The organism is Neobacillus sp. plas4 (assembly GCF_057221695.1).
The window spans coordinates 1,907,531-1,932,276 of the sequence record NZ_CM170152.1; the positions used below are offsets into that span (position 1 = coordinate 1,907,531).

General features: G+C 37.2%; 23 protein-coding genes. 21 read left to right on the forward strand and 2 right to left on the reverse strand.

What is annotated here, in order from left to right; all coding sequences use genetic code 11:
• From AC2TFD_RS09570 to AC2TFD_RS09665, 20 genes are all read left to right on the forward strand, one after another.
• Complete coding sequence (locus AC2TFD_RS09570) at positions 1-951, forward strand: ABC transporter permease (RefSeq protein ID WP_335509402.1); 951 nt, start codon at positions 1-3, stop codon at positions 949-951.
• 199 nt (positions 952-1,150) lie between these two features.
• Positions 1,151-2,431 carry an EF-P 5-aminopentanol modification-associated protein YfmF gene (gene yfmF / locus AC2TFD_RS09575; protein ID WP_484675496.1) on the forward strand — a complete coding sequence of 427 codons (1,281 nt, stop codon included), beginning with the start codon at positions 1,151-1,153 and terminating at the stop codon, positions 2,429-2,431.
• Positions 2,431-3,720, forward strand: coding sequence for an EF-P 5-aminopentanol modification-associated protein YfmH (yfmH, locus tag AC2TFD_RS09580; RefSeq protein ID WP_335509405.1), 1,290 nt, complete (start codon positions 2,431-2,433; stop codon positions 3,718-3,720). Before yfmF ends, yfmH begins: the two co-directional genes overlap by 1 nt.
• A gap of 73 nt (positions 3,721-3,793) precedes the next feature.
• A complete protein-coding gene (ymfI, locus tag AC2TFD_RS09585; RefSeq protein ID WP_335509407.1) occupies positions 3,794-4,516 on the forward strand; it encodes an elongation factor P 5-aminopentanone reductase in 723 nt (240 codons plus the stop codon).
• Between the two features lie 79 nt (positions 4,517-4,595).
• The gene (locus AC2TFD_RS09590; protein WP_034676717.1) at positions 4,596-4,853 is read left to right on the forward strand and encodes a DUF3243 domain-containing protein; all 258 of its coding nucleotides are present in this window, start codon (positions 4,596-4,598) and stop codon (positions 4,851-4,853) included.
• Between the two features lie 170 nt (positions 4,854-5,023).
• Complete coding sequence (locus AC2TFD_RS09595) at positions 5,024-6,655, forward strand: nuclease/transposase family protein (RefSeq protein WP_484675497.1); 1,632 nt, start codon at positions 5,024-5,026, stop codon at positions 6,653-6,655.
• A 324-nt stretch (positions 6,656-6,979) separates the two neighbouring features.
• Entirely contained in the window at positions 6,980-7,771 is a 792-nt protein-coding gene (locus AC2TFD_RS09600; RefSeq protein ID WP_335509414.1) for a YmfK family protein, read from the forward strand.
• Positions 7,772-7,792: 21 nt separating this feature from the next.
• Complete coding sequence (locus AC2TFD_RS09605; protein ID WP_335509417.1) at positions 7,793-8,710, forward strand: helix-turn-helix domain-containing protein; 918 nt, start codon at positions 7,793-7,795, stop codon at positions 8,708-8,710.
• Between the two features lie 241 nt (positions 8,711-8,951).
• Positions 8,952-9,530 carry a CDP-diacylglycerol--glycerol-3-phosphate 3-phosphatidyltransferase gene (gene pgsA, locus AC2TFD_RS09610; RefSeq protein ID WP_335509419.1) on the forward strand — a complete coding sequence of 193 codons (579 nt, stop codon included), beginning with the start codon at positions 8,952-8,954 and terminating at the stop codon, positions 9,528-9,530.
• A gap of 18 nt (positions 9,531-9,548) precedes the next feature.
• Positions 9,549-10,802: a competence/damage-inducible protein A gene (locus AC2TFD_RS09615; protein ID WP_484675498.1), complete on the forward strand. Its 1,254-nt coding sequence runs from the start codon at positions 9,549-9,551 to the stop codon at positions 10,800-10,802.
• A gap of 260 nt (positions 10,803-11,062) precedes the next feature.
• On the forward strand, positions 11,063-12,106 hold the full coding sequence (gene recA, locus AC2TFD_RS09620) for a recombinase RecA (RefSeq protein ID WP_335509422.1): 1,044 nt from the start codon (positions 11,063-11,065) through the stop codon (positions 12,104-12,106).
• A 322-nt stretch (positions 12,107-12,428) separates the two neighbouring features.
• A complete protein-coding gene (gene rny / locus AC2TFD_RS09625) occupies positions 12,429-13,988 on the forward strand; it encodes a ribonuclease Y (protein ID WP_335509424.1) in 1,560 nt (519 codons plus the stop codon).
• Between the two features lie 539 nt (positions 13,989-14,527).
• Complete coding sequence (locus AC2TFD_RS09630; protein ID WP_484675499.1) at positions 14,528-15,325, forward strand: TIGR00282 family metallophosphoesterase; 798 nt, start codon at positions 14,528-14,530, stop codon at positions 15,323-15,325.
• A gap of 313 nt (positions 15,326-15,638) precedes the next feature.
• Positions 15,639-15,899, forward strand: a complete 261-nt coding sequence (gene spoVS, locus AC2TFD_RS09635; protein ID WP_003181955.1) for a stage V sporulation protein SpoVS — start codon at positions 15,639-15,641, stop codon at positions 15,897-15,899.
• Between the two features lie 455 nt (positions 15,900-16,354).
• On the forward strand, positions 16,355-18,091 hold the full coding sequence (locus AC2TFD_RS09640; RefSeq protein ID WP_335517785.1) for a 2-oxoacid:acceptor oxidoreductase subunit alpha: 1,737 nt from the start codon (positions 16,355-16,357) through the stop codon (positions 18,089-18,091).
• 2 nt (positions 18,092-18,093) lie between these two features.
• Positions 18,094-18,960: a 2-oxoacid:ferredoxin oxidoreductase subunit beta gene (locus AC2TFD_RS09645; RefSeq protein WP_335517782.1), complete on the forward strand. Its 867-nt coding sequence runs from the start codon at positions 18,094-18,096 to the stop codon at positions 18,958-18,960.
• Between the two features lie 183 nt (positions 18,961-19,143).
• The gene (miaB, locus tag AC2TFD_RS09650; RefSeq protein WP_335517779.1) at positions 19,144-20,688 is read left to right on the forward strand and encodes a tRNA (N6-isopentenyl adenosine(37)-C2)-methylthiotransferase MiaB; all 1,545 of its coding nucleotides are present in this window, start codon (positions 19,144-19,146) and stop codon (positions 20,686-20,688) included.
• A 1-nt stretch (position 20,689) separates the two neighbouring features.
• Positions 20,690-21,139 (forward strand): YlbF/YmcA family competence regulator, encoded by a 450-nt coding sequence (locus AC2TFD_RS09655; protein WP_335517776.1) that lies wholly within the window; start codon positions 20,690-20,692, stop codon positions 21,137-21,139.
• 219 nt (positions 21,140-21,358) lie between these two features.
• The gene (locus AC2TFD_RS09660; RefSeq protein ID WP_335517773.1) at positions 21,359-21,904 is read left to right on the forward strand and encodes an outer spore coat protein CotE; all 546 of its coding nucleotides are present in this window, start codon (positions 21,359-21,361) and stop codon (positions 21,902-21,904) included.
• 123 nt (positions 21,905-22,027) lie between these two features.
• The gene (locus tag AC2TFD_RS09665; RefSeq protein ID WP_335517770.1) at positions 22,028-22,228 is read left to right on the forward strand and encodes a hypothetical protein; all 201 of its coding nucleotides are present in this window, start codon (positions 22,028-22,030) and stop codon (positions 22,226-22,228) included.
• Between the two features lie 22 nt (positions 22,229-22,250).
• Here the strand turns inward: AC2TFD_RS09665 and AC2TFD_RS09670 are convergent, their stop codons facing one another.
• Complete coding sequence (locus AC2TFD_RS09670; protein WP_335517767.1) at positions 22,251-22,826, reverse strand: GNAT family N-acetyltransferase; 576 nt, start codon at positions 22,824-22,826, stop codon at positions 22,251-22,253.
• A 129-nt stretch (positions 22,827-22,955) separates the two neighbouring features.
• Between AC2TFD_RS09670 and AC2TFD_RS09675 the strand changes: the two genes are divergently transcribed.
• A complete protein-coding gene (locus AC2TFD_RS09675) occupies positions 22,956-23,606 on the forward strand; it encodes a protein kinase family protein (protein WP_335567442.1) in 651 nt (216 codons plus the stop codon).
• Positions 23,607-23,633: 27 nt separating this feature from the next.
• Here the strand turns inward: AC2TFD_RS09675 and serC are convergent, their stop codons facing one another.
• Positions 23,634-24,731, reverse strand: a complete 1,098-nt coding sequence (gene serC, locus AC2TFD_RS09680; protein ID WP_484675500.1) for a 3-phosphoserine/phosphohydroxythreonine transaminase — start codon at positions 24,729-24,731, stop codon at positions 23,634-23,636.
• Positions 24,732-24,746 lie beyond the last annotated feature (15 nt).

Genomic DNA, 24,746 nt, shown 5'->3' on the forward strand with positions numbered 1-24,746 from the left:
ATGTGGACCATAATTGAACAAATATTCCCTTACGCAATTGTTTTTACCATCCCACTTCTCATTACAGCTTTAGGCGGTCTTTTTAGTGAAAGAAGCGGTATCGTTAATATTGGATTAGAAGGTTTAATGATTTCAGGAGCATTTGCGAGTGCACTAACGGTTAACTTTTTGCAGGATAGTATGTCAGGATCAGCGGTATTGTGGGTGGGGTTATTAGTAGCGGCAATAGTCGGTATTTTGTTTTCCCTATTACATGCTTTTGCCAGCATTAATTTAAGTGCTGACCAAGTAATCAGTGGTACAGCGATTAACATGATTGCGATGGCTTTGACCGTATTCTTGGCTCGAAATATAACTGGAAGTGGTAATATTCGTATCACTAGTGGGTTTACACCATTTGATGTGCCAATTTTATCGCAAATTCCAATTATTGGAGATTTACTGTTTACAAAAACGTATGCCACAACTTGGTTTATACTAGTGGTACTACTTATTAGTGCGTTTGTACTAAATAAAACAAAATTTGGTTTACGTTTAAAGTCTTGTGGTGAGTTTCCGCAGGCTGCTCAAGCAGCAGGGATTAATGTAGTGAGAATTCGATATATCGGTGTTATGCTATCGGGTGCACTATCAGGATTAGGCGGAGCAATCATTATTCTAACCTACGCAGGTGAATTTACTGGTTCCGTGTCAGGGCTAGGATTCTTGGCATTGGCTTCCTTGATTTTTGGACAATGGAGACCACTCGGAATCTTAGGAGCAACATTATTCTTCGGATTTGCTAGCACAATCGCTAACGTATCACAGGTTATCCCTGAATTGGCAGTTATTCCGCCAATTATTCTAAAAATTTTCCCATACGTGGTAACATTAATTGCTTTAGTTATCTTTTCTAAATCTTCACAAGCACCTAAAGCAGCAGGAGAACCATTTGATCCAGGAAAACGATAAGATTTGTAAAGTAGAAAAGGCTGGCTTATCTGTCAGCCTTTTTTGTTTTGTTAATAGCAGGGGTTTTAGCTTGTAAAAACCAAGCCTGGCAAATTATAGTAAGAATAAGTGTTAAATACATTGGAAAAGATGTAAAATAACCGGATGAATGTTTACATATATAAATAAGAAAGATTTGAAATCTAAAGGAGGCAATTAGATGGGTTCAACTACGGAAAAAATCACCAATATGCATGGCTACAAACTCCATGTCATTGAAACCAATAAATACAAAACAAATACATTTGTTTGGAAAATGAAAGCACCACTAACAAAGGAAGATGTAACGAAACGAGCATTGCTTCCTCAAGTATTACAAAGCAGCTCCTCGAAATACCCGACAACTACGGCTTTACGTTCTTATTTAGATGAATTATATGGAGCTACACTATTTATTGATTTAGCAAAAAAAGGTGAATATCATATTATCAGTTTTACTCTTGAGATTGCAAATGAGAAATTTTTAAGTGACCCCGCCCCATTAATGAAAAAAGGTTTCGAACTTCTTTCAGAAGTTTTAACAAAACCGAATGTTTCCGGCAATGCTTTTGATCAGGAAACAGTGAACAAAGAAAAGAGGACCTTAAAACAGCGTATTCAATCTGTGTATGATGATAAAATGCGTTATTCCAATGTCCGCCTGCTGAAAGAAATGTGTAAAGGTGAGCCATATGCTCTGCAAGTGAATGGTGAAGCCGAGGATGTGGATGCTATCACTGCAAGTAATTTATACGACTATTTTAAAAAGGCCTTTTCCGAAGATGAAATGGACCTTTATGTAATTGGTGATGTAAAGGAAGAAGAGGTAAAAAGCATTGCGAATGAACTTCTTTCTTTTGAAAACCGCACACCGAAAAAATTTCAGTCAAAAGAAATTCTGAAAAAAGAGCAGGTACAAGAAATTAAAGAAGAGCAGGATGTAAAGCAAGGAAAATTGAATATTGGTTATCGTACGAATATTGTTTATGGAGACAGTGATTATTTTGCTCTTCAATTGTTTAATGGGATCTTTGGCGGCTTTTCTCACTCGAAGTTGTTTATCAATGTCCGTGAAAAGGCAAGCTTAGCATATTATGTCTCAAGCAGGCTTGAGAGCCATAAAGGTCTTATGATGGTCATGTCTGGGATTGACCTTAAGAATTACGATCAGGCTGTGGGAATTATCCGCGATCAATTAGAAGCAATGAAAAAAGGTGATTTTACGGAGCAGGAATTCGTTCAAACAAAAGCAGTAATTCGTAATCAAATTCTTGAAACAATTGACACCCCCAGAGGACTGACGGAGATTCTTTATCATAATGTAGTTGCAGGCAAAGACATTAAACTTGAGCAGTGGATCAATGATATGGAAAAAACGACAATGGATGAAATAGTTGCGGTTGCCAATAAAATTGAACTTGACACTATCTACTTCTTAACAGGAACGGAGGCGGCAAAATAATGGAAAAAATAAATTTTGACCAACTTCAGGAAGAACTTTACCATGAAAAGTTATCTAATGGGTTAAATGTTTATATATTGCCGAAAAAGGGTTTTAATAAGACGTTTGCAACTTTTACGACGAAATATGGATCCATTGATAACCATTTTGTGCCGCTCGGAAAAGAGGGGTTTGTAAAAGTTCCTGATGGTATTGCCCATTTTCTAGAGCATAAGCTTTTTGAAAAGGAAGATGGGGACGTTTTTCAACAATTCAGTAAACAAGGTGCGTCAGCAAATGCTTTTACATCCTTTACAAGAACAGCTTATTTGTTTTCTAGTACATCAGATGTAGAGAAAAACCTGGAAACGTTGGTTGATTTCGTTCAGGACCCGTATTTTTCTGAGAAGACGGTTGAAAAGGAAAAAGGGATTATCGGTCAGGAAATTACCATGTATGACGATAATCCGGATTGGCGCCTTTATTTTGGGCTGATTCAAAATCTTTATCAAAATCATCCCGTTAAAATAGATATTGCTGGTACAATTGAATCGATTTCTCATATTACAAAAGATTTGCTCTATGAGTGCTACAATACCTTCTATCATCCGAGTAATATGCTGTTATTTATTGTCGGACCTGTTGATCCCAATAAATTTATGGATCAAGTCAGAGGTAACCAAGCAAAAAAAGAATACAAAGAGATGCCAGAGATTCAGCGTAAATTTGAAGATGAGCCAGTTCAGGCAGCACAACAGAAGCAAGTGCTAGAAATGAATGTGCAAACCTCAAAATGCTTAATTGGGATGAAAGCACTACATGTGGACCAAAGTGGTGCACAGTTATTAAAGAATGAGTTAACCATGAATGTACTTTTGGATTTGTTATTTGGAAAAAGCTCGGAAAATTATAATCAACTTTATAACCAAGGACTAATTGATGAAACCTTCTCTTATGATTATACCCAGGAACAAGGATTCGGTTTTGCGATGGTAGGCGGAGACACGGAAAATCCTGATAAACTTGCAGAGCAGCTAAAAGATATGCTATTTCAAGCCAAAAACGGAACAGCGTTTACCGAGGATCAATTAGAACGAGCAAAAAAGAAGAAAATTGGCGGGTTTTTGCGTGCAGTGAATTCACCAGAATATATCGCAAATCAATTCACAAGGTATGCCTTTAATGACATGAATCTATTTGATGTCGTTCCAACATTAGAGAAAATTACGCTGGATGACGTTAAATTAATGGCTTCAGAAGTTATTTCAGAAGAACGTTTTTCAGTTTGCCAAGTCATACCTAAAAAATAGTGAAGAAGCGTCGCTAGCCGGCGCTTCTTTCGTTTAAAATGAATAGTAGTTAGAAAGGGAAAGAGTGAGATAAATGGAAAAATATGCACTAATTACTGGTGCGAGCGGAGGCATCGGACAAGCGGTTGCTTTAAAACTAGCTTCTTTAGGGTATCATTTGTATCTGCATTTCAATCAAAATGAACAATCAATACAGAAATTACTTAGAAGCCTTAAACCATTTGGCGGTGAATACATAATCATACAGTCCGATTTAGAAAATCCAGATGGATATAAAAAAATTTGTTCCCAAATTTTCTCACTAGATTCAATCATCCATTGTAGTGGTAATAGCCAGTATGGACTCCTGGTTGATTTAAAACAGGAGGAAATGGAATCCCTAATGAGAGTTCATGTGATGAATCCAGTGATGATCACGAAAGAACTATTACCGAAATTAATAAAAAAACGATCTGGAAATGTAATTTTTATCTCTTCCATTTGGGGTCAAATTGGTTCCGCATGTGAAGTGGTTTATTCAAGTGCAAAGGGAGCACAGATTGCCTTTGTAAAAGCATTAAGTAAGGAGATGGCATTGAACGGTGTACGAGTTAATGCCATTGCTCCTGGTGCTGTAGAAACGCCGATGATGAGCCAGTTTACAGAAGAGGATAAACAAATCCTTCAATACGAAATCCCGATGGGCAGGCTGGCTCTTCCTGAAGAAATAGCCAACGGTGTGAAATTCTTACTATCAGATGAATCTTCCTATATAACTGGCCAAGTTCTTTCTATTAACGGCGGCTGGCATACATAATTTATACATTTAATTTTCGTGAATAATTTCTTCCCTACAATTGCAAAATAATACTGTACAATAAAAAGGAGGGTTTAATATGTCAGTTTTAGATAACTGGAAGCAATGGGAAGATTTTCTTGCTGATCGTCTTCATCAAGCACAAAATGAAGGGATGAGTGAGGGAGCAATAAGTGCACTCGCTTTACAAATTGGGGATTATTTAGCAGAACAAGTGGAACCTAAAAATGAGCAGGAAAGAATCCTTGCTGACCTATGGTCTGTTGCTGATAAAGAAGAACAACAAGCAATTGCGAATATTATGGTTAAATTAGTTCAAAATAATGGAAGTCGCTAAGAGAGAGGGTTAACCTCTCTTTTTTGTGTATTTAGATCTAAATTTACCAAAGCTAAATCGGGAAAACCCCTGCTTTTAGGAACCGATTTTATTATTGCATATCTATGAGTTTTTTGGTAAAATATATAGGAACATACGTTTGATTCGAGACCTGAAAGTAGGTGTGAAACATGGCGAAAGTAAAAACTCCTTCATTCATCATCGATGTAGAGATAAAAGGTAAGAATAGAGATTTTTTAAACATCGAATCTGAATTGGAAATTAATCGAGTGATTTATAATACATCACTCGGTGAGTATCTAAAGAGAGAAAAACAAATGAAAAGGACGAAACGATACAAAAAATTAGTCCGTATTTCAAGAGCTATAAAATCACATCTAGCAAGAAATTGTAACAAAGAAAAGATGGAGTATTTTCAAAACGAACAGAAAAACATCTCTGAAGAATTCAAGAAACTTAGAGAAGAATTTGGACTAACAGAGTATTCAATGCACGAATACATAAAAGAAGTTCGAAATCACTTTAACGGTAAAATAAATTCAATCATCGCCCAAAAAACAGCCACAAGAGCATGGAACACGATCAAACAAAAATTGTTTGGCAAAGCGAAAAAAGTGGTATTTGTTAAGCGTGGAGAAATGGATTCTTTTGAAGGGAAAAACAATGAAACAGGTTGGAGATTTAAAAATGGGAAAATAATTTCTAATGATGTGTTATTGGATCTGAAGGTAAAAGAAATGGATATATATCTAAAAGAAGCTTTTCATCTACTAAATTCCCAACAGACATTTCAATACAAGAACAAAGATGGAGAAACTGTTACAGACTTCTTTAGGGTAAAATATGTTCGTATTTTAAAACGAGTCATAAGAGGGACCGTTCGGTACTATGCTCAACTGGTTTGTACGGGCTATCCTCCCATAAAAAAAGACCGGAAAACAGGACAAGTGAAATATCCTTTAGGCAAAGGTCCGCTTGGGACCGACATTGGTACATCCTCGATTGCAATATCAAGTACATCAAAGGTTCTATTGAAAAACTTGGCTGAAAACATAAAAAAGGTTGAAAATGTACAACGAGAAATCAGATTATACAATAGGAAACTAGACCGTTCGAAACGTGCTACTAATCCACAGAACTACGACGAAGCAGGTCGTACTAGGAAAGGTAAAAAGCAGTGGAAGTTTTCCAATAACTATAAGAAACTAAAAGCTCAATTGAAAGAGATATACCGAAAATTAGCTTTATATCGTAAGTTTAGCCATCAATACGAAGTCAATCGAATGGTTATTTTAGGAGACAGATTCTTTGTCGAAGAAATGAATTTTAAAGCCCTCCAAAAACGTGCTAAAAAGACAGAAGTTAGTGAAAAAACAGGTAAGTATAAAAGGAAAAAACGATTCGGTAAAACCATAGCACGTCGTTCTCCCTCAGCCTTCGTAAGTCTACTTTCAAGAAAAGTCACAGCATTGGACGGGACTTTCATCAAAGTCAAAACATCCTCTTTTAAAGCTAGTCAATATGATCACAAAGCAGACAAATGCAAAAAGAAAGAATTGAAAGAACGATGGCATATATTTGATGATGGTACCAAGGTCCAACGTGATTTATATTCTGCCTTTCTTTTAATGAATTCAGATTTGTTAGGATTGAAATGCGATAGAGAAACTTGCCTAAATACATTTGAGCAATTTTTAACATTTCACGAAGAAGAAATTAAAAAAATTGAAAATGATAATGAGGTAATTTTAAATTCGGGCATTAAATTGAAAGCAAAAAAGACTGCAGGATGTGCAGTCTAACATTCCATTTCATTGCGGCTTGATGTAGCCGAGTTCGAAAGAACAAAAGATGTAGTCGTCAATGGCAACAAAGGTTGCTTTGCCTACAAATGTTCTAACAAAACTAGTTCCAGTTCCTGTTTCCAAAGCCGTTTTCTTCTTAAAGAAAAGTGTGTGTACGAATAGGCGAAGACTAGGAAGTTAGAATCCACTACATTTATGTATGTGGAGCATCAGTTTAATAAGCATTGAACTTGTTTTTGCTTTCATCTTCAATCAAAATCATATATTATAATGGATAGGTGAAATCAAGAAAAATTTGTCGTTACCGATTAGGAGGTTTTTATGGAGAAAAAAGAGTGGTATTTAGAATATGAGATTCAAAAAAACCGTCCTGGTCTATTGGGCGACATCTCTTCATTACTTGGTATGCTGTCAATAAACATTGTCACGATAAACGGAGTGGATGAAGGAAGACGCGGTTTATTAATGTTATCAAAAGATGATAATCAAATAAAACGTTTAGAGTCAATTTTAAATACAATGGACACAATAAAAGTTATAAAGATTAGAGAACCAAAACTTCGCGATCGTCTGGCAGTTCGCCACGGACGTTACATACAGCGTGATGCAGATGATAAAAAGACATTCAGATTTGTTAGGAACGAACTTGGTGTATTAGTTGATTTTATGGCTGAGTTATTTAAGCAGGAAGGGCACAAACTAATAGGGATTCGTGGCATGCCAAGGGTTGGTAAAACGGAGTCTGTAGTAGCTGCCAGTGTATGTGCAAATAAAAGATGGTTATTTGTATCTTCCACTCTTCTAAAGCAAACGATACGGAATCAGCTGATTCAAGATGAATACAACGAAAATAATTTATTCATTCTTGATGGTATAGTTTCTACAAAGCGTGCAAGTGAACGTCATTGGCAGCTGGTACGTGAAATTATGCGTTTACCGGCCGTTAAAGTGGTGGAGCATCCTGATATATTTGTGCAAAATTCAGAGTATACTCTTGATGACTTTGATTATATTATCGAGTTGAGAAGCCACGCAGACGAAGAAATTACATATGACATTGTTGACCAAAATAACTTATTCTCTGGCTCTGATTTTGGAGATTTTGGATTTTAATTAATTGGAAGGTGTTAAAAGGTGACAGAATTAGGTAATCGACTAAAAGAAGCGCGATTAGCCAAAGGACTAAGCTTGGAGGATTTACAATCTATCACGAAGATTCAAAAACGATATCTGATAGGGATCGAAGAAGGCAATTATTCTAGTATGCCAGGTAATTTTTATGTCAGGGCTTTTGTGAAACAATATGCAGAAGCGCTTCAGCTTAATCCCGAAGAAATCTTTGAAACATATAAGAATGAAATTCCAGCAACACATAACGAGGATTTACCCGAACAATTATCAAGAGTAAAAACACGAAAAACTGTTACTGAAGGCTCCTCGAAAATTTTTGATATTATTCCCAAAGTCTTAATTGGGGTCTTTGTTATAGGTGCAGCCGGGCTATTATATTACTTCTTTGTTAATAACGTTGGAGGCAATGGAAATAACGCGATTAATAAAGAGAATGAGCCAGTAAAATTTATCCGCTCTGAAAATCTAGAAAAAGCGGAAGAGACCGAAAAGGATTCAGAAAAAGAAAACGACAAAGAACAAAACGATGAAGAAAATCAGAACGAAGAAGAAAAGACTGTTGAGGAAAATCCTGTAGAAACGCCAAAACAAGAATTAACAGCTGTTCAAAACAGTGGAAAAAACTCTACGTATGATTTGAAAAATACAGATAAATTTGTCGTAAAACTGGTTTCAACAGGGCAAACATGGGTTAATGTTAAAAATAGCAGTGGTAAATCCTTGTTTCAGGGTCTATTATCAACCACTGGTACCCAAAGTACAGAAGTAGATTTAACAGGCGACACCAAAGCAGTCATTGTTGTTGGTAGAGCGGTCGATACTGAAATTTACGTAAATGACCAAAAGCTTGAGTATGCAATCGCACCTGCTGATGTGGTTCAACAGAACATTACGATTCAATATGTTCCGAAGAACGGATAGTCATCGAGTGATGACTATTTTTCGTTCTTAATAATGGTAGTTTACCTAACGATTGTGTTAAAATCTTAAAGCCGATTTTAACGTGGACATAGTTATTTTGTGCTTTAGAATTTAGTTTGCAGGCTCTTTTCTTATTAAATTTATTCTATTTTCTGTGGAAACTTAGCACAATCATTTGATTTTGTTTCAAATAGCAACAAAGTTTAAGAAAAGAGCATTAATATTACCTGGAGGCAAGAATATGAATGTACCAAATAAAATAACGATATCAAGAATACTATTAATTCCACTTTTCTTGATTATTATGCTTGTACCCTTTGATTGGGGAACCATGCATTTACTAGGGACGGACCTGCCAGTAACACATTTTGTTGGAGCATTAATCTTTATTTTTGCTGCTTCTACAGATTGGGTAGATGGCTATTACGCTAGGAAATATAATCTTGTTACAAATATGGGGAAATTCCTCGACCCGCTTGCCGATAAATTACTAGTTTCTGCAGCGCTGGTTGTCCTTGTGGAGCTTGGCTTTGCACCGTCTTGGATTGTGATTACAATCATAAGCAGGGAATTCGCTGTCACCGGTCTCCGGCTTTTATTGGTAGAGGGTGGAGAAGTGGTAGCTGCTAATAACCTCGGAAAAATTAAAACTTGGGCACAGATTATCGCAATATCAGCACTTTTATTACATAATATTATTTTTGAAATGATAGGATTTCCGTTTGATGATGTAGCATTATGGGTAGCATTAATTTTTACTATCTGGTCTGGCTGGGATTATTTCTCGAAGAATATGCATGTTTTTAAAAATTCTAAATAGAATTTGGGGTAATAGATAATGAATGCAGAAATAATTGCTGTTGGTTCTGAATTACTGCTGGGTCAAATTGTTAATAGCAATGCTCGATTTATTTCGCAACAACTTGCCGGGCTGGGGATTAATGTTTTTTTTCATACAGTAGTTGGAGATAATCCTGACCGGTTAAGTTCTGCGATTGAGATTGCGGAAAAGCGTTCAAATTTGATCATTTTTACCGGCGGGCTAGGACCGACAAAAGATGATTTAACGAAGGAAACGATTGCTCGGCATATCGGGAAAACACTTGTCATGGACCAAGAGGCACTAGAAACTATTGAACTCTATTTTAAAAAGGGAAATAGGGTAATGACTGAAAATAATAAGAAACAGGCTCTTGTTATTGAGGGCTCTACGATTCTGCCAAACCATCACGGCATGGCACCGGGCATGATGGTCGGGAATGGAGATTGTCTTTATATGCTTTTACCCGGCCCGCCAAAAGAAATGGAACCAATGTTTTCTAAATTCGGGACGGCTGCTTTGTCAAAACAAGTAAAAACAGACGAGAAAATCGTTTCTAGAGTTTTAAGGTTCTTTGGAATTGGTGAGGCGGCTTTAGAAACGGAAATCGATGATCTTATCGAGCAGCAAACAAATCCAACCATTGCCCCGCTTGCGGCGGATGGGGAATGTACCTTACGCCTTACAGCGAAGCACCGGGATTTGGATACAGCAGAGTTAATGCTGGACGAAGTAGAGGCTAATATTAATTCTCGCGTAGGGCAGTTTTTATATGGGTATAACAATACTTCGTTAGTAGCGGAACTGATGAAGGTGTTAAAAGAAAAAAATGTTACGACATCAGCAGCAGAGAGTTTAACAGGGGGATTGTTTCAAGAGGAACTTACTAGTTTCCCCGGTGTGAGTGCAGTCTTTAAGGGCGGAGTTGTTTGCTACACGAATGAGGTTAAAAAGAATGTTTTAAAAGTTAAACATGAAACGATTGAAAAATATGGGGTTGTAAGTAAAGAGTGTGCAAAAGAACTGGCTGAGAATGTTGCAGCATTGGTTTCAGCTGATATAGGAATTAGTTTTACTGGAGTTGCTGGGCCTGATGAGCTTGAAGGAAAACCTGTGGGTACAGTTTTCATTGGGATTTCAATAAAGGGAAAGCCTACAGTGGTGGAAAAACTGGAACTAGGCGGTTCAAGGGAAGCAATCCGGAGCCGTTCGGTAAAATTTGGATGTTATTATTTAATAAAGCATTTGAAGGAATCACAGAGAGCTAACTAAGCTCTCTGTGATTTTTTTATCCAATGATATTGTCTGAAAATGAGACAAAATCATAAATTGGAGAAAAAAACGAATGGAAAGAAGATAAATGTCTGGGTGAATTACCTTTTTTTACATGACTTATTGCTCTAAAAAAGTCGAATGAATGTTCGATTTTTTACTCGACAAAAGTCTTAAAAGAGGTTATATTATTAATAGGATTTAATTAAATAGATTTTGGCTATTAACTTTTTGGTTTATATATAAGGGAGGAACTAGTAGTGAGTGATCGTAAAGCCGCCTTAGAAATGGCGCTAAAACAGATTGAAAAGCAATTTGGAAAAGGCTCCATTATGAAAATGGGCGAAAAAACTGATACAAGGATTTTAACTAGTCCAAGTGGCTCGTTGGCACTTGATGCCGCACTTGGAGTGGGTGGATATCCAAGAGGAAGAATTATTGAAATTTATGGACCTGAGAGCTCTGGTAAAACAACTGTTGCCCTTCATGCAATTGCAGAAGTTCAAGCAGCAGGCGGACAAGCAGCGTTTATCGACGCCGAGCATGCGCTGGATCCAGCATATGCTCAAAAACTGGGAGTAAATATTGATGAACTATTGTTATCCCAGCCTGATACAGGGGAACAAGCACTTGAAATCGCTGAAGCACTTGTTCGAAGCGGCGCAATTGATATTCTTGTAGTCGACTCTGTTGCAGCACTAGTTCCAAAAGCAGAAATTGAAGGTGAAATGGGAGATTCTCACATGGGTCTTCAAGCTCGCTTAATGTCCCAAGCACTCAGAAAACTATCTGGTGCCATCAATAAATCTAAGACAATTGCAATCTTTATTAACCAGGTTCGTGAAAAGATTGGGATCATGTTTGGAAACCCAGAGACAACTCCAGGTGGACGAGCATTGAAATTCTACTCCACTATCCGTGTTGAAGTACGTCGTGCAGAAGCGATAAAGCAAGGAACAGACGTGGTAGGAAACAAAACAAAAATTAAAATTGTTAAGAATAAAGTTGCGCCACCGTTCCGTACAGCTGAAGTGGATATTATGTATGGAGAAGGTATTTCTAAGGAAGGGGAAATTGTTGACATTGGCTCCGAATTAGATATCGTTCAAAAGAGTGGTTCTTGGTATTCATATAATGAAGAAAGAATTGGTCAAGGACGCGAAAATGCCAAGCAATTCTTACGAGAAAATCCAAGTGTTCGTCTTGAAATTCAACAAAAAATCCGTGAACATTTCGGATTAGATGGCGAAAAAGTCGTGACAGAATCCGCTGATGATGATGAGCAGTTTGAATTAATAGACTAAGAAATAGGAGCAAAGCCTGTTTAGGTTTTGCTCTTTTTTTGAAAAAACTTTATATTTATCCATTAAATTGTATTTTAATTCACGGTATGCAAAATTTCCAAATTGTTAAAATTTGAACAAAGTCCAAATATTTGAAAAAGCTAACAGGAGTTACCCTTGACAATGAATATACACACATTTACAATTAAAATGTATATTTTACATTTTTGTTAATATTACAATGAAAAGCTTGGTGCTTGCTGTATATTGAACCAAACCAATGTACATGCCGACACTTAAAAAAAGTGTAAGAAAAAAGTTCATAGCAAGAGGAGGTGTAACGATGGAACCTATTACTATCATCTCCATTTTGCTTGGCATTATCGTCGGTGCCGTTGTTGGCTATTTTGTTCGTAAATCCATTGCTGAGGCAAAAATAGCAGGAGCAAAGAATGCTGCAGAGCAGATTCTTGAAGATGCAAAGCGTGATGCTGATTCATTGAAAAAAGAAGCTTTGCTAGAAGCAAAGGATGAAATTCACAAGCTTCGTACTGAAGCCGAACGTGAGGTTCGTGAACGAAGAAATGAACTGCAAAAACAAGAAAACCGTTTACTGCAAAGAGAAGAGAATTTAGATCGAAAGGATGAATCGTTAAATAAACGAGAAGTTCTATTAGAAAAGAAGGATGATTCTCTAAACCAAAGACAACAGCATATTGAACAGATGGAAAGCAAAGTGGACGAGCTGGTACGAACACAACAAACTGAACTCGAGCGTATTTCGAGTTTGACTCGTGAGGAAGCAAAGACCATCATTATCGATAAAATGGAACAGGAATTAACCTATGACACCGCGATAATGATTAAGGAAAGTGAAAACCGAGCGAAAGAAGAAGCAGACAAGAAAGCAAAGGAAATTTTATCGCTAGCAATCCAGCGTTGCGCTGCTGACCATGTTGCGGAAACGACTGTATCTGTAGTCAACCTTCCAAATGATGAAATGAAAGGTCGTATTATTGGCCGTGAAGGAAGAAATATCCGTACTCTAGAGACACTTACGGGAATTGACTTGATTATCGATGATACACCAGAGGCTGTAATTCTTTCAGGATTTGATCCAATTCGTCGAGAAACTGCCCGATTGGCACTTGAAAAGCTAGTCCAAGATGGACGTATCCATCCCGCACGCATTGAGGAAATGGTTGAGAAATCTCGTCGGGAAGTGGATGAGTATATCCGTGAAGTGGGTGAACAAACGACTTTTGAAGTTGGAGTTCATGGATTACATCCAGATCTAATCAAAATCCTTGGACGTTTAAAGTTCCGTACAAGTTATGGTCAAAATGTCTTAAAACATTCAATGGAAGTTGCACAGCTTTCGGGCTTACTAGCAGCGGAACTTGGTGAGGATGAAACGCTTGCCCGTCGTGCAGGTCTTTTACACGATATTGGAAAAGCGATTGATCACGAAGTAGAAGGCAGCCATGTTGAGATTGGAGTCGAACTTGCGACAAAATACAAGGAACATGCTGTTGTAATCAACAGTATTGCTTCACACCATGGTGATACAGAACCAACATCGATTATTGCTGTTCTGGTAGCTGCTGCTGACGCATTATCAGCTGCAAGACCAGGTGCACGCAGTGAGACTTTAGAAAACTATATCCGCCGTTTAGAAAAGCTGGAGGAAATTTCTGAGTCCTATGATGGTGTTGAGAAATCCTTTGCAATTCAGGCTGGACGTGAAGTCCGAATTATTGTAAGACCTGATGCCGTTGATGATTTAGCTGCACACCGTTTGGCTAGAGATATTCGGAAACGAATAGAAGAAGAGCTTGACTATCCAGGACATATTAAAGTAACAGTTATCCGTGAAACACGGGCTGTAGAATACGCAAAATAGAGCGATGCTTAAGCATCGCTCTATTTTTTTGGCCATGTTATTATTCATTGTTGTTATTAGTGAAGGTATGAGAATTCATAGGCGGAGAATTTCCGTCTAATGTATATGGGGAAGCTGAAGGAGCAGATATAAGCGGAGATATTCCGGTTAACTGCTCTAAATATGACAAAATTCAATGATTTTGATAAAATAACCGGAAAAACTCCGCTTATTTTTAAGCAAATAGGGGTATTTTCAAATTTAGCCGGAGTTTTTCCGTTTATTTTTCTTACACAGTTGAAATCAAAAGCCTAATTCAATACAGCCTTTGAAAAAGTAAGCTTACGATTAAATAAAATAAAAATGTGATACAATTAAGATTAAAGGCTGTATTCTAAAGATTGTTGTTAAAATCTTAATGCCGATTTTAACGTGGAAATATCTATTTTGTCCTTTAGAATTTAGTTTGTAGGCTCTTTTCTTAATAAAGTTTGTTCCAAAAATCAACATATTTTAAGAAAAGAGCCTTAGTAAATATAAGCTTTGCGAAAGGAAAACAAATGAACTTATTATTTATTGGAGATGTGGTAGGCTCGCCAGGCCGTGATATGGTGAAAGAGTATGTACCAAAAATTAAGGAAAAATATCGCCCTAATTTTACGATTATTAATGGTGAAAATGCAGCTGGAGGACGGGGAATTACAGAAAAGATTTACCGAGAGTTTTTAAGCAGCGGTGCTCAGGCTGTAACCCTAGGAAACCACGCGTGGGATAACAAGGAGATTTTTGAATTTATCGAAACAGCAAAGAATATGGTACGTCCTGCAAACTTTCCAGAAGGTACTCCCGGAAAAGGGTTAGCTTTTTTTAAGGTGAATGATTTGGAAGTTGCTGTCATCAATTTGCAGGGGCGAACCTTTATGCCCCCATTAGATTGTCCATTTAAAAAAGCAGATGAATTAGTCGAAATCGCACAAGAGCGAACACCTTTTATCTTTGTGGACTTTCATGCAGAGGCTACAAGTGAAAAACAAGCAATGGGCTGGTATCTTGATGGGAGAGTTTCTGCTGTCGTAGGAACACACACACACGTACAAACTGCAGATAGTCGTGTTCTGCCAAACGGTACGGGCTATTTAACCGATGTTGGGATGACAGGTCCATATGATGGAATTCTGGGTATGGAGAGAGAAGCTGTCATCACCAAGTTTTTGACAAGCCTGCCGGTGAGGTTTGAAGTTCCAAAATCCGGTCATAACCAACTAAGCGGTGTTTATTTGGAACTAGATAGAAAAACGGGAAAATGCAAAAAGATGGAAAGAATTTTAATAAATGAAGATAATCCTTGGTATTCATAACCTTCCAATCTTGGAAGGTTTTTCTTTTGTCCAGCTTCAGCGCCTAGGGACTCGGGGTCATAAGATAAACCGTCAAGAAGGTAAAGACCAACCTTCTCGTCGGCTTATCTTATGCCTGTCGCCCCTAGGAAAAGTTGAACTGCATTTTTCCTGGACAAGGCGCTTCCGCTTTTCTATTTTTATTGCACTTTTTTTGTCCAAGCCGGAATATGTCATTTGTAGAATGAATATAGTAGCAGTGGAAACTTATATACCTGATTTGCTCATGAAACTGCTCATGCCAGGATCGGGATTATACAAGGGGGAGCTAGGAATGGAAATATTAAAGGTTTCAGCAAAATCTAATCCTAATTCTGTAGCTGGTGCACTTGCTGGAGTTCTGCGTGAAAGAGGTGCAGCAGAAATACAGGCGATTGGTGCAGGTGCATTGAATCAAGCTGTTAAGGCAGTAGCGATTGCAAGAGGATTTGTAGCACCTAGCGGAGTTGATTTGATTTGCATCCCTGCGTTCACTGATATTCAGATTGATGGTGAAGAACGCACTGCTATTAAGCTTATTGTTGAGCCAAGATGAAAGAGATAGAATCAAAAATGTGAGACAAATGAAAAAAACAGACGTTTACCTGCTTTCACAAAAGCAGGTATTTTTATGCTCTAAATTTAAATAAATACTATTCTAGCATAGATGAAAACGTTTTCTATGATATAATAAAAACAAACAAATAGTGGGTGAATAATCAAAAAAAGTGCGTATCCATGCAGTTTAGACGCCTGCTTATTAAATCCATTAAATGTCAAATTTTAAATTATAAAAAAATATTCATATTTTAGACAATATTTTAACTGAAAGGGTTGCAATTTTTTGTTTTGAGGTCTAGAATTGTAAGCGTTTAGTACATTCTAAATTCATATTATTTAGTCTTTTAGACTTTAATAGGCTAAATTCTAGTGAATGACTTGGAAAAGTGCTACACTAATAATGATTCATAAAAAAAACCTATTTTTTACATATCCAAAGGGGTGTAAGACATGATCAATCAACTTTCGTGGAAAGTTGGCGGACAACAAGGGGAAGGTATTGAAAGTACAGGGGAAATATTTGCTATTGCATTGAATCGCCTCGGGTATTACTTGTATGGTTATCGTCACTTTTCATCTCGTATTAAAGGCGGTCATACAAACAACAAGATTAGAGTTAGCACAACTGAGGTTCGTTCTATCTCCGATGATCTAGATGTTCTTGTAGCTTTTGACCAAGAAACAATTGATTTAAATTACAAAGAACTGCATAGCAAAGGTGTAATCCTTGCCGATGCGAAATTCACTCCAAAGAAGCCGGAAGATACTGAAGCTTCATTGTATGCGGTTCCATTCACTGAGATTGCTACTGAGTTAGGTACGTCCTTAATGAAAAACATGGTAGCTATTGGTGCAACTTCAGCTGTTTTGAACCTTGATATTCAGGTGTTTGAAGAAGTAGTTCAAGAGATTTTCGGTAAAAAAGGTGCACAGGTTGTAGCTAAAAACATGGATGCCATTAAAGCTGGATTTGATTATATGAAGAAACAGCTTGTTGATGGTGTTGAAATAATGGAACTTGAAAAGGCTGACGGCAAGAAGCGTATGTTCATGATTGGAAATGACGCTATTGCATTAGGTGCCGTTGCAGCTGGATGCCGTTTTATGGCTGCATACCCAATAACACCTGCTTCTGAAATAATGGAATATTTAATTAAGAAGCTTCCTGCTCTTGGTGGTACGGTTATTCAAACGGAAGATGAAATTGCTGCGTGTACAATGGCAATCGGTGCTAACTATGCTGGTGTTCGTACTATTACGGCATCTGCTGGTCCAGGACTATCATTAAAGATGGAAGCAATTGGTCTTTCAGGTATTACTGAAACTCCACTTGTTGTTGTTGATACTCAGCGTGGCGGTCCATCTACAGGATTACCAACAAAGCAAGAACAGTCAGATTTAATGGCTATGATCTATGGCACACATGGAGAAATTCCAAAAATCGTTATTGCTCCAAGTACTGTGGAAGAGGCTTTCTATGATACAACTGAAGCATTTAACCTTGCTGAAGAATATCAATGCCCTGTAATTCTTTTAACAGACCTTCAATTATCTTTAGGTAAGCAAACAGTTGAACCTTTAGGTATGGATAAAGTGGAAATCAGACGTGGAAAGCTTGTTACAGGTGAAATTCCTGAGAATGAAAATAAAGGGTATTTCAAACGTTATGAAGTCACGCAAGATGGTGTTTCACCACGTGTTATTCCTGGTATGAAAAATGGTATTCACCATGTAACGGGTGTTGAACATGATGAAACAGGAAAGCCTTCTGAATCAGCTGTAAACAGGAACGCTCAAATGGACAAGCGATTCCGTAAAATTGAAAATATTCGTTTTAACACACCAGTGTATAAAAATGTTAAGCACGAAGAAGCTGACATTTTACTAGTTGGTTTTAATTCAACTAGAGGTGTTATTGAAGAAGCTATGGTTCGCTTAGAAAATGAAGGAATCAAGGTAAATCACGCTCATATTCGTTTGATTCACCCATTCCCATCAGACGAAGTATTACCACTTGTTCGCTCAGCAAAGAAAGTAGTTGTTGTTGAGAATAATGCTACTGGACAATTGGCAAACATTATGAAAATGAATGTTGGTCATGCTGAAAAGATTATTAAACATTTAAAATATGACGGTAATCCGTTCCTACCACACGAAGTATATACAAAATGTAAGGAGTTGTTCTAAACATGGCCACTTTTAAAGACTTTAGAAATAATGTAAAACCGAACTGGTGCCCTGGCTGTGGCGACTTCTCTGTACAAGCGGCAATGCAACGTGCAGCAGCAAATGTAGGTCTAGAGCCTGAAAACTTAGCTGTTATTTCTGGTATCGGATGTTCAGGCCGTATCTCTGGATACATTAATTCATATGGCTTCCATGGCATTCATGGACGTTCATTACCAATCGCACAAGGTGTAAAAATGGCAAACCGTGATTTGACTGTTATCGCTTCTGGTGGTGATGGAGACGGCTTTGCTATTGGTATGGGCCATACAATCCATGCGATTCGTAGAAATATCGACATTACTTATGTTGTTATGGATAACCAAATCTATGGCTTGACGAAGGGACAAACGTCACCACGTTCAGCTGCAGGTTTCAAAACAAAATCTACTCCACTTGGTTCGATTGAACAAGCAATTTCACCTATGGAGATGGCTTTAACTGCAGGTGCAACATTTGTTGCCCAAAGCTTCTCAACTGATCTTAAAGATTTAACTGCATTAATAGAAGCAGGTATTAAACATAAGGGATTCTCTTTAATTAACGTATACAGTCCTTGTGTAACTTATAACAAAGTTAATACTTATGACTGGTTTAAAGAAAATCTAACTAAGTTAAGCGATATTGAAGGATATGACCCTTCAAATCGTGAAGAGGCTATGCAAACATTAATGAAGCATAATGGATTAGTAACTGGTTTAATTTATCAAAACACAGAACGTCAATCTTATCAGGAATTAATCAATGGTTTCTCTGAAACTCCTTTATCGCAGGCTGATTTAAATCTTGACCAAGAATATTTTGATAAACTAGTTGGCGAATTTATGTAATAGTAAATAGAGTATCCCGTAGCAGATGACTACGGGATTTTCTATTGTTTTCAAGCCTTTTAAGCGTTATACTATTATAATGTGCAGAAGTGTGTTAGGGTAGTTCCTCATTCACTAGTACAGGAAAAGATTTACTTTTCATAGACAAATATTCAACTTGGTCGAAAGGAGATTTAAATACACATGAACGAAAAACAACGGTTAGAAGCTCAACAAATTGATACTGCTAATTCTTCGGACAAAAAATCCGCCAAGGATTACAGCAAGTACTTTGAGCAGGTAATTACTGCTCCTTCCCTAAAAGATGCAAAAAAACGTGGTAAAGAAGAAGTGAAATACCATAACGATTTCTCCATTCCAGAAGAGTTTCGTGGTATGGGAGAAGGGCGCAAATTCTATATCCGCACATATGGCTGTCAAATGAATGAACATGATACAGAGGTAATGGCAGGGATCTTCCTGGCTTTAGGATACGAGCCAACAGATAAGACAGAGGAAGCCAATGTTATACTTTTAAATACATGTGCAATCCGTGAGAATGCTGAAAACAAGGTGTTCGGTGAACTAGGACATTTAAAACATTTAAAGTTAGAAAAGCCAGACTTACTACTAGGAGTATGTGGATGTATGTCACAGGAAGAATCTGTGGTCAATAAAATCTTAAAAACCTATAACCAAGTCGATATGATATTTGGTACACATAACATTCACCGGCTGCCAAATATCTTAAATGAAGCCTACATGTCTAAAGAAATGGTTGTTGAAGTGTGGTCTAAAGAAGGTGACGTCATCGAAAACCTTCCGAAGGTACGACGTGGTAATATTAAGGCATGGGTTAACATTATGTATGGCTGTGACAAGTTCTGTACCTATTGTATTGTTCCATTTACACGCGGAAAAGAGCGAAGCCGCCGACCTGAAGATATTATCCAGGAAGTACGTCATTTAGCTGCACAAGGGTATCAGGAAGTCACTCTTCTAGGTCAAAACGTAAATGCCTATGGGAAAGACTTTGAAGACGTGAAGTACGGTCTTGGCGATCTAATGGATGAGTTGCGCAAAATAGATATCCCGCGTATTCGTTTTACAACGAGTCATCCACGTGACTTCGATGATCACCTTATTGAAGTCCTTGCTAAGGGCGGCAATCTAATGGATCACATCCATTTACCAGTTCAATCTGGTTCAACAGATGTGTTAAAGATTATGGCTCGTAAATATACAAGAGAACAATATTTAGAGCTAGTGTCTAAAATTAAAGCCGCGATACCGAATGTAGCATTAACTACAGATATTATCGTAGGATATCCAAATGAAACAGATGAACAATTTGAAGAAACATTATCACTTTACCGTGAAGTGGGATATGAACTAGCTTATACGTTTATTTACTCTCCACGTGAAGGTACACCTGCTGCAAAAATGGAGGATAATGTGCCTATGGAGGTAAAGAAGGAACGTTTACAGCGTTTGAATGCATTGGTTAACGAAATGTCTGCCGAAGCAATGAAAAAGCACAAAGGTCAAATTGTCGAAGTTCTAGTCGAAGGGGAAAGCAAGAACAATCCTGATGTTCTTGCCGGATATACATCTAGAAATAAGCTGGTTAATTTTGTCGCTCCTAAATCAGCCATTGGTAAAATTGTTAAGGTGAAAATTACTGACGCTAAAACTTGGTCATTAAACGGTGAAATGGTGGAAGAAGTAGAAACAGTTGAGGTGAAATAAGTTGGCTAAATATACAAAAGACGATATTATCAGTCGTGCACAAGAACTTGCACATATGATTGCAGAAACAGAAGAGGTTGATTTCTTTAAACGCGCAGAAGCGCAAATTCACGCCAATCAAAAGGTAAGTACGTTAATTTCGGATATTAAGGGATTACAAAAGCAAGCCGTTAATCTACAGCATTACGGAAAACCAGAAGCATTGAAAAAAGTAGAAAACAAAATTTCCTCTATTGAGCAGGAACTCGATGAAATTCCAGTTGTTCAAGAATTTAAACAATCTCAAATTGAAGTAAATGAGTTACTTCAGTTAATTGCCACTACAATCTCAAATAAAGTAACAGATGTCATTATTGAATCAACTGGCGGCGATGTATTACGGGGCGAGACGGGTGCAAGTCTACAAAATGGCGGATCTTGTGGAAATCATGATCATGACCACGAGCATTAATAAAAGGAAGCTGGGCTGTTAAAGGCCTGGCTTTTTTGTTGTCTTCATTAATTAATCCTCGTTTGCGTAAAGTACATGCCTAATTGGAACCTACCTTAAACTTCCGCATAAAATGAATTATGACTAAACTTTTAACCAGTATTCACAGAAATATTTCTCACACTGGTCAAAAATCTAGCATAGGATGAAATGAAAATGAATGAGGAGGGTTCGCGCGAAATGGGAGAATACAGAGAGATAATTGTAAAGGCCGTAGTAGCGAAAGGGCGTAAATTCACCAATTCCAATCATACGATCAGCCCGGCACATAGTCCAACCAGTATACTAGGCTGTTGGATTATCAACCATAAATACAACGCGAAAAAAGTCGGCAAAACTGTTGAAATACACGGCTCTTATGATATCAATGTTTGGTACTCATATAATGATAATACCAGAACAGAAGTCGTAACAGAACGTGTACAATATACAGATGTCATCAAGTTAAAATATCGAGATCATGATTGCTTGGATGACAATGAGATCTGTGCGAAAGTGGTGCAGCAGCCTAATTGTTGTGAAGCAGTTATCTCCCCAAATGGAAATCGCATCATTGTTCATGTTGAAAAGGAATTCTTAGTGGAGGTCATTGGTGAAACAAAGGTATGTGTCGCCGTTAATCCAAAGGGTTGCCATGATGATGACAATGATTGGGGAATGGATGTAGACGACGAAGAATTTGAGGAATTAAACCCAGATTTCTTACTCGGAGTTGAAGAAGAATAAACACACTAGGAAGTCTTTACTTCCTAGTTTTTTCTTTTTGTTTCTTTTATAATGGAACTAGAATGAAAAGATGTATGATACAAAACAAAAATCAGCAACCTATTTTTAGGAGGTGTCATCGAAATGGAGCCAAGACAACCTGGAAATAATAAAATGCCTGATTTTCAACAATTAAACGACAGAATAATTGCTGAAGAGTCCTCGGAACCTCGTTTAATTATCAAGACAAACCTTGACCCACAGGATTCAACAGAAAACAACCCTTATTACCAAGGAAAAGAAACAAGTAATCCAAAAGCCTTTAGAGATTATTTTGAAGAATAAAGCCAGGATCTACCTGGCTTTTTTAATGGACTTCTACACCTAAAGATTCAGCTGTAAGCAGTTCCCATTCACCCTTAAGTAAAGAAAACATACTCGTTGTATGAAAGGAGTTGTTTTGAAGCAAATAATCACGCAATACCCCTTCTTTTTTGAATCCTAACTTTTCAAGAAGATTACTTGAAGCCTCATTTTCTAGATATACCACAGCACCGATGCGGTTTAATTCTAACTCAAGATAGCTATACCGCAAAACTTCTTTTATAGCTTCAGTAGTGTAGCCTTTTCTCCAATATGAGGGATGGATTTCATAGCCAATTTCAGCTTTTTTATTTTTAAGCTGTAATCCATTTAAACCTAAGGTTCCGATAAATTGGTTATTTTCCTTGATGACGATTCCCCATCGCATAGCACGTTTTTCGTAAATGTTTTTCTGGAACAAGTCAATTAACTTTTTAGCATCCTCGATAGAAGTCAATCTGTCAGTACCGTAATATCTGATAACCTCATCTAATGATAAAATTTCAAATAAGCTTTCAGCATGTTTTCGAGTAATTTCAATTAACTTTAATCGCTTTGTTTCTAAAATTGGAACTACCATACTAAACACCTCTTCTTAAGTAGGTAATATACTTTTAGTAAAAAAAGAATATTTTCTCTATTCTTAGTGTATATGAGATGTATACTAAAAGGGAAGTAAGAATATTTGTGTTTGTTTTGAGGGGTGCGCATGAAAATTGAGAAATATACGAAATTAATTGGAACCGAATTACTGCCTAATATCCAACTTTCAACAGAAGGTCCATTTGAACCCATTATTGTAAAAAATTCCTCAGATAGCTGGAAAACAATAGGAAGCGGGAATTATGCAGGTGTATTTTTACATCGGTCAAACCCCAAGTGGGTTGTGAAGGTGTATGGAAGAAAACCCGAGGATTTAAAAAAAGAAGTTGAGGTTTATAAAAAACTAGGGAGTCATCCATCCTTTTCTTCTTTAATTGATTATGGAGATAATTATTTGATTTTAAAACGGATAGATGGTGTGAATCTGTTCGATGCTGTCGTAAAAGGAATCCGTATTCCAGAGTCGGTTATACACGATGTGGATGAGGGGATTGCCTATGCAAGGTCGGTTGGATTAAACCCATTTGATGTACACGGGAAAAATGTAGTGATGAGCAATGGGAGAGGGTATATCGTCGATGTTTCAGATTTTTATAAACAGGGTAAATGCAAAAAGTGGGATGACTTAAAAAAGGCTTATTACAAATTTTATTTACCTTTTATCTATAAATATAATATTTCTATTCCATTCTTTATCGTTAACAATGTAAGAAGAGGATATCGTTTGTTTAGAAAAATAAAAAAGGGAAGTATATAAAATTATATTCTTCCCTTTTTTCGTTCCTTATTGATTAGCATTTTGAAATTGTATCATAAATTCACTAAAAGCCTTACACGTTTCGTACGGTACAGCATTGTAGGTGGATGCCCGGCAGCCGCCAACGGATCGATGACCGTTTACACCAACAAAACCTTCCTTCTTCGCTTCTGCTAAGAATTTCTTTTCCAATTCCTCATTACTTACCCGGAAGGTAATATTCATAAGAGAACGGCTCTCAACCTCAGCATGACCAACATAAAATCCATTGCTTTGGTCAATCGCGTCATAGATAACTTTTGCTTTTTCTTCATTTCGATTGGTAAGAGCATTTATTCCGCCTAACTCTTTAATCCAGCTTAAAACTTCACCAAGCATATAAATGCCAAATGTCGGAGGAGTATTATATAAAGAGTTGTTTTTTGAATGAGTGCTGTATTTTAACATAGTTGGAATTGTTGGATTTCCTTTTTCAATTAAATCCTTCCGAATAATTGCAACTGTAACACCAGAAGGTCCAAGGTTCTTTTGAGCTCCTGCATAAATTAAGGAAAATTTGCTGACATCAAACGGCTTAGACAAGATATCACTAGACATATCCGCGATTAGTGGTACATCCCCTGTATCCGGGAAGTCCTTCCATTGAGTACCATAAATAGTATTATTGGATGTAAGATGGATATAGGCATCAGTCGGATTGTATTGTAATTCATCAAATTGAGGAATTTTGCGATATTGACCATCCTTGGTGCTGGCAACATGATACGGATTCCCAAATAATTTAGCTTCATCAAATGCTTTTTCAGACCAAGAACCAGTCATAATGTAACCTGCTTTTTCTCCTGGTTTTAAAAAGTTCATTGGAACCATTGAAAACTGAAGACTGCCTCCTCCTTGCAGAAAAAGTACCTCATAATTCTCAGGAATTGATAACAGTTCTTTAAGAAGTGCAATAGCATGATTATGTACTTCTTCATAGGCTGCACTACGGTGGCTCAGCTCCATGATAGACATACCAGTACCGCGGAAATCAATTAATTCCTGATTCGCTTTTTCTAGAACAGCAAGTGGAAGAGCAGAAGGACCGGCATTAAAATTGTATGCGCGCTGTATAAGTGAATTCATTTTCTCACTCCTAAA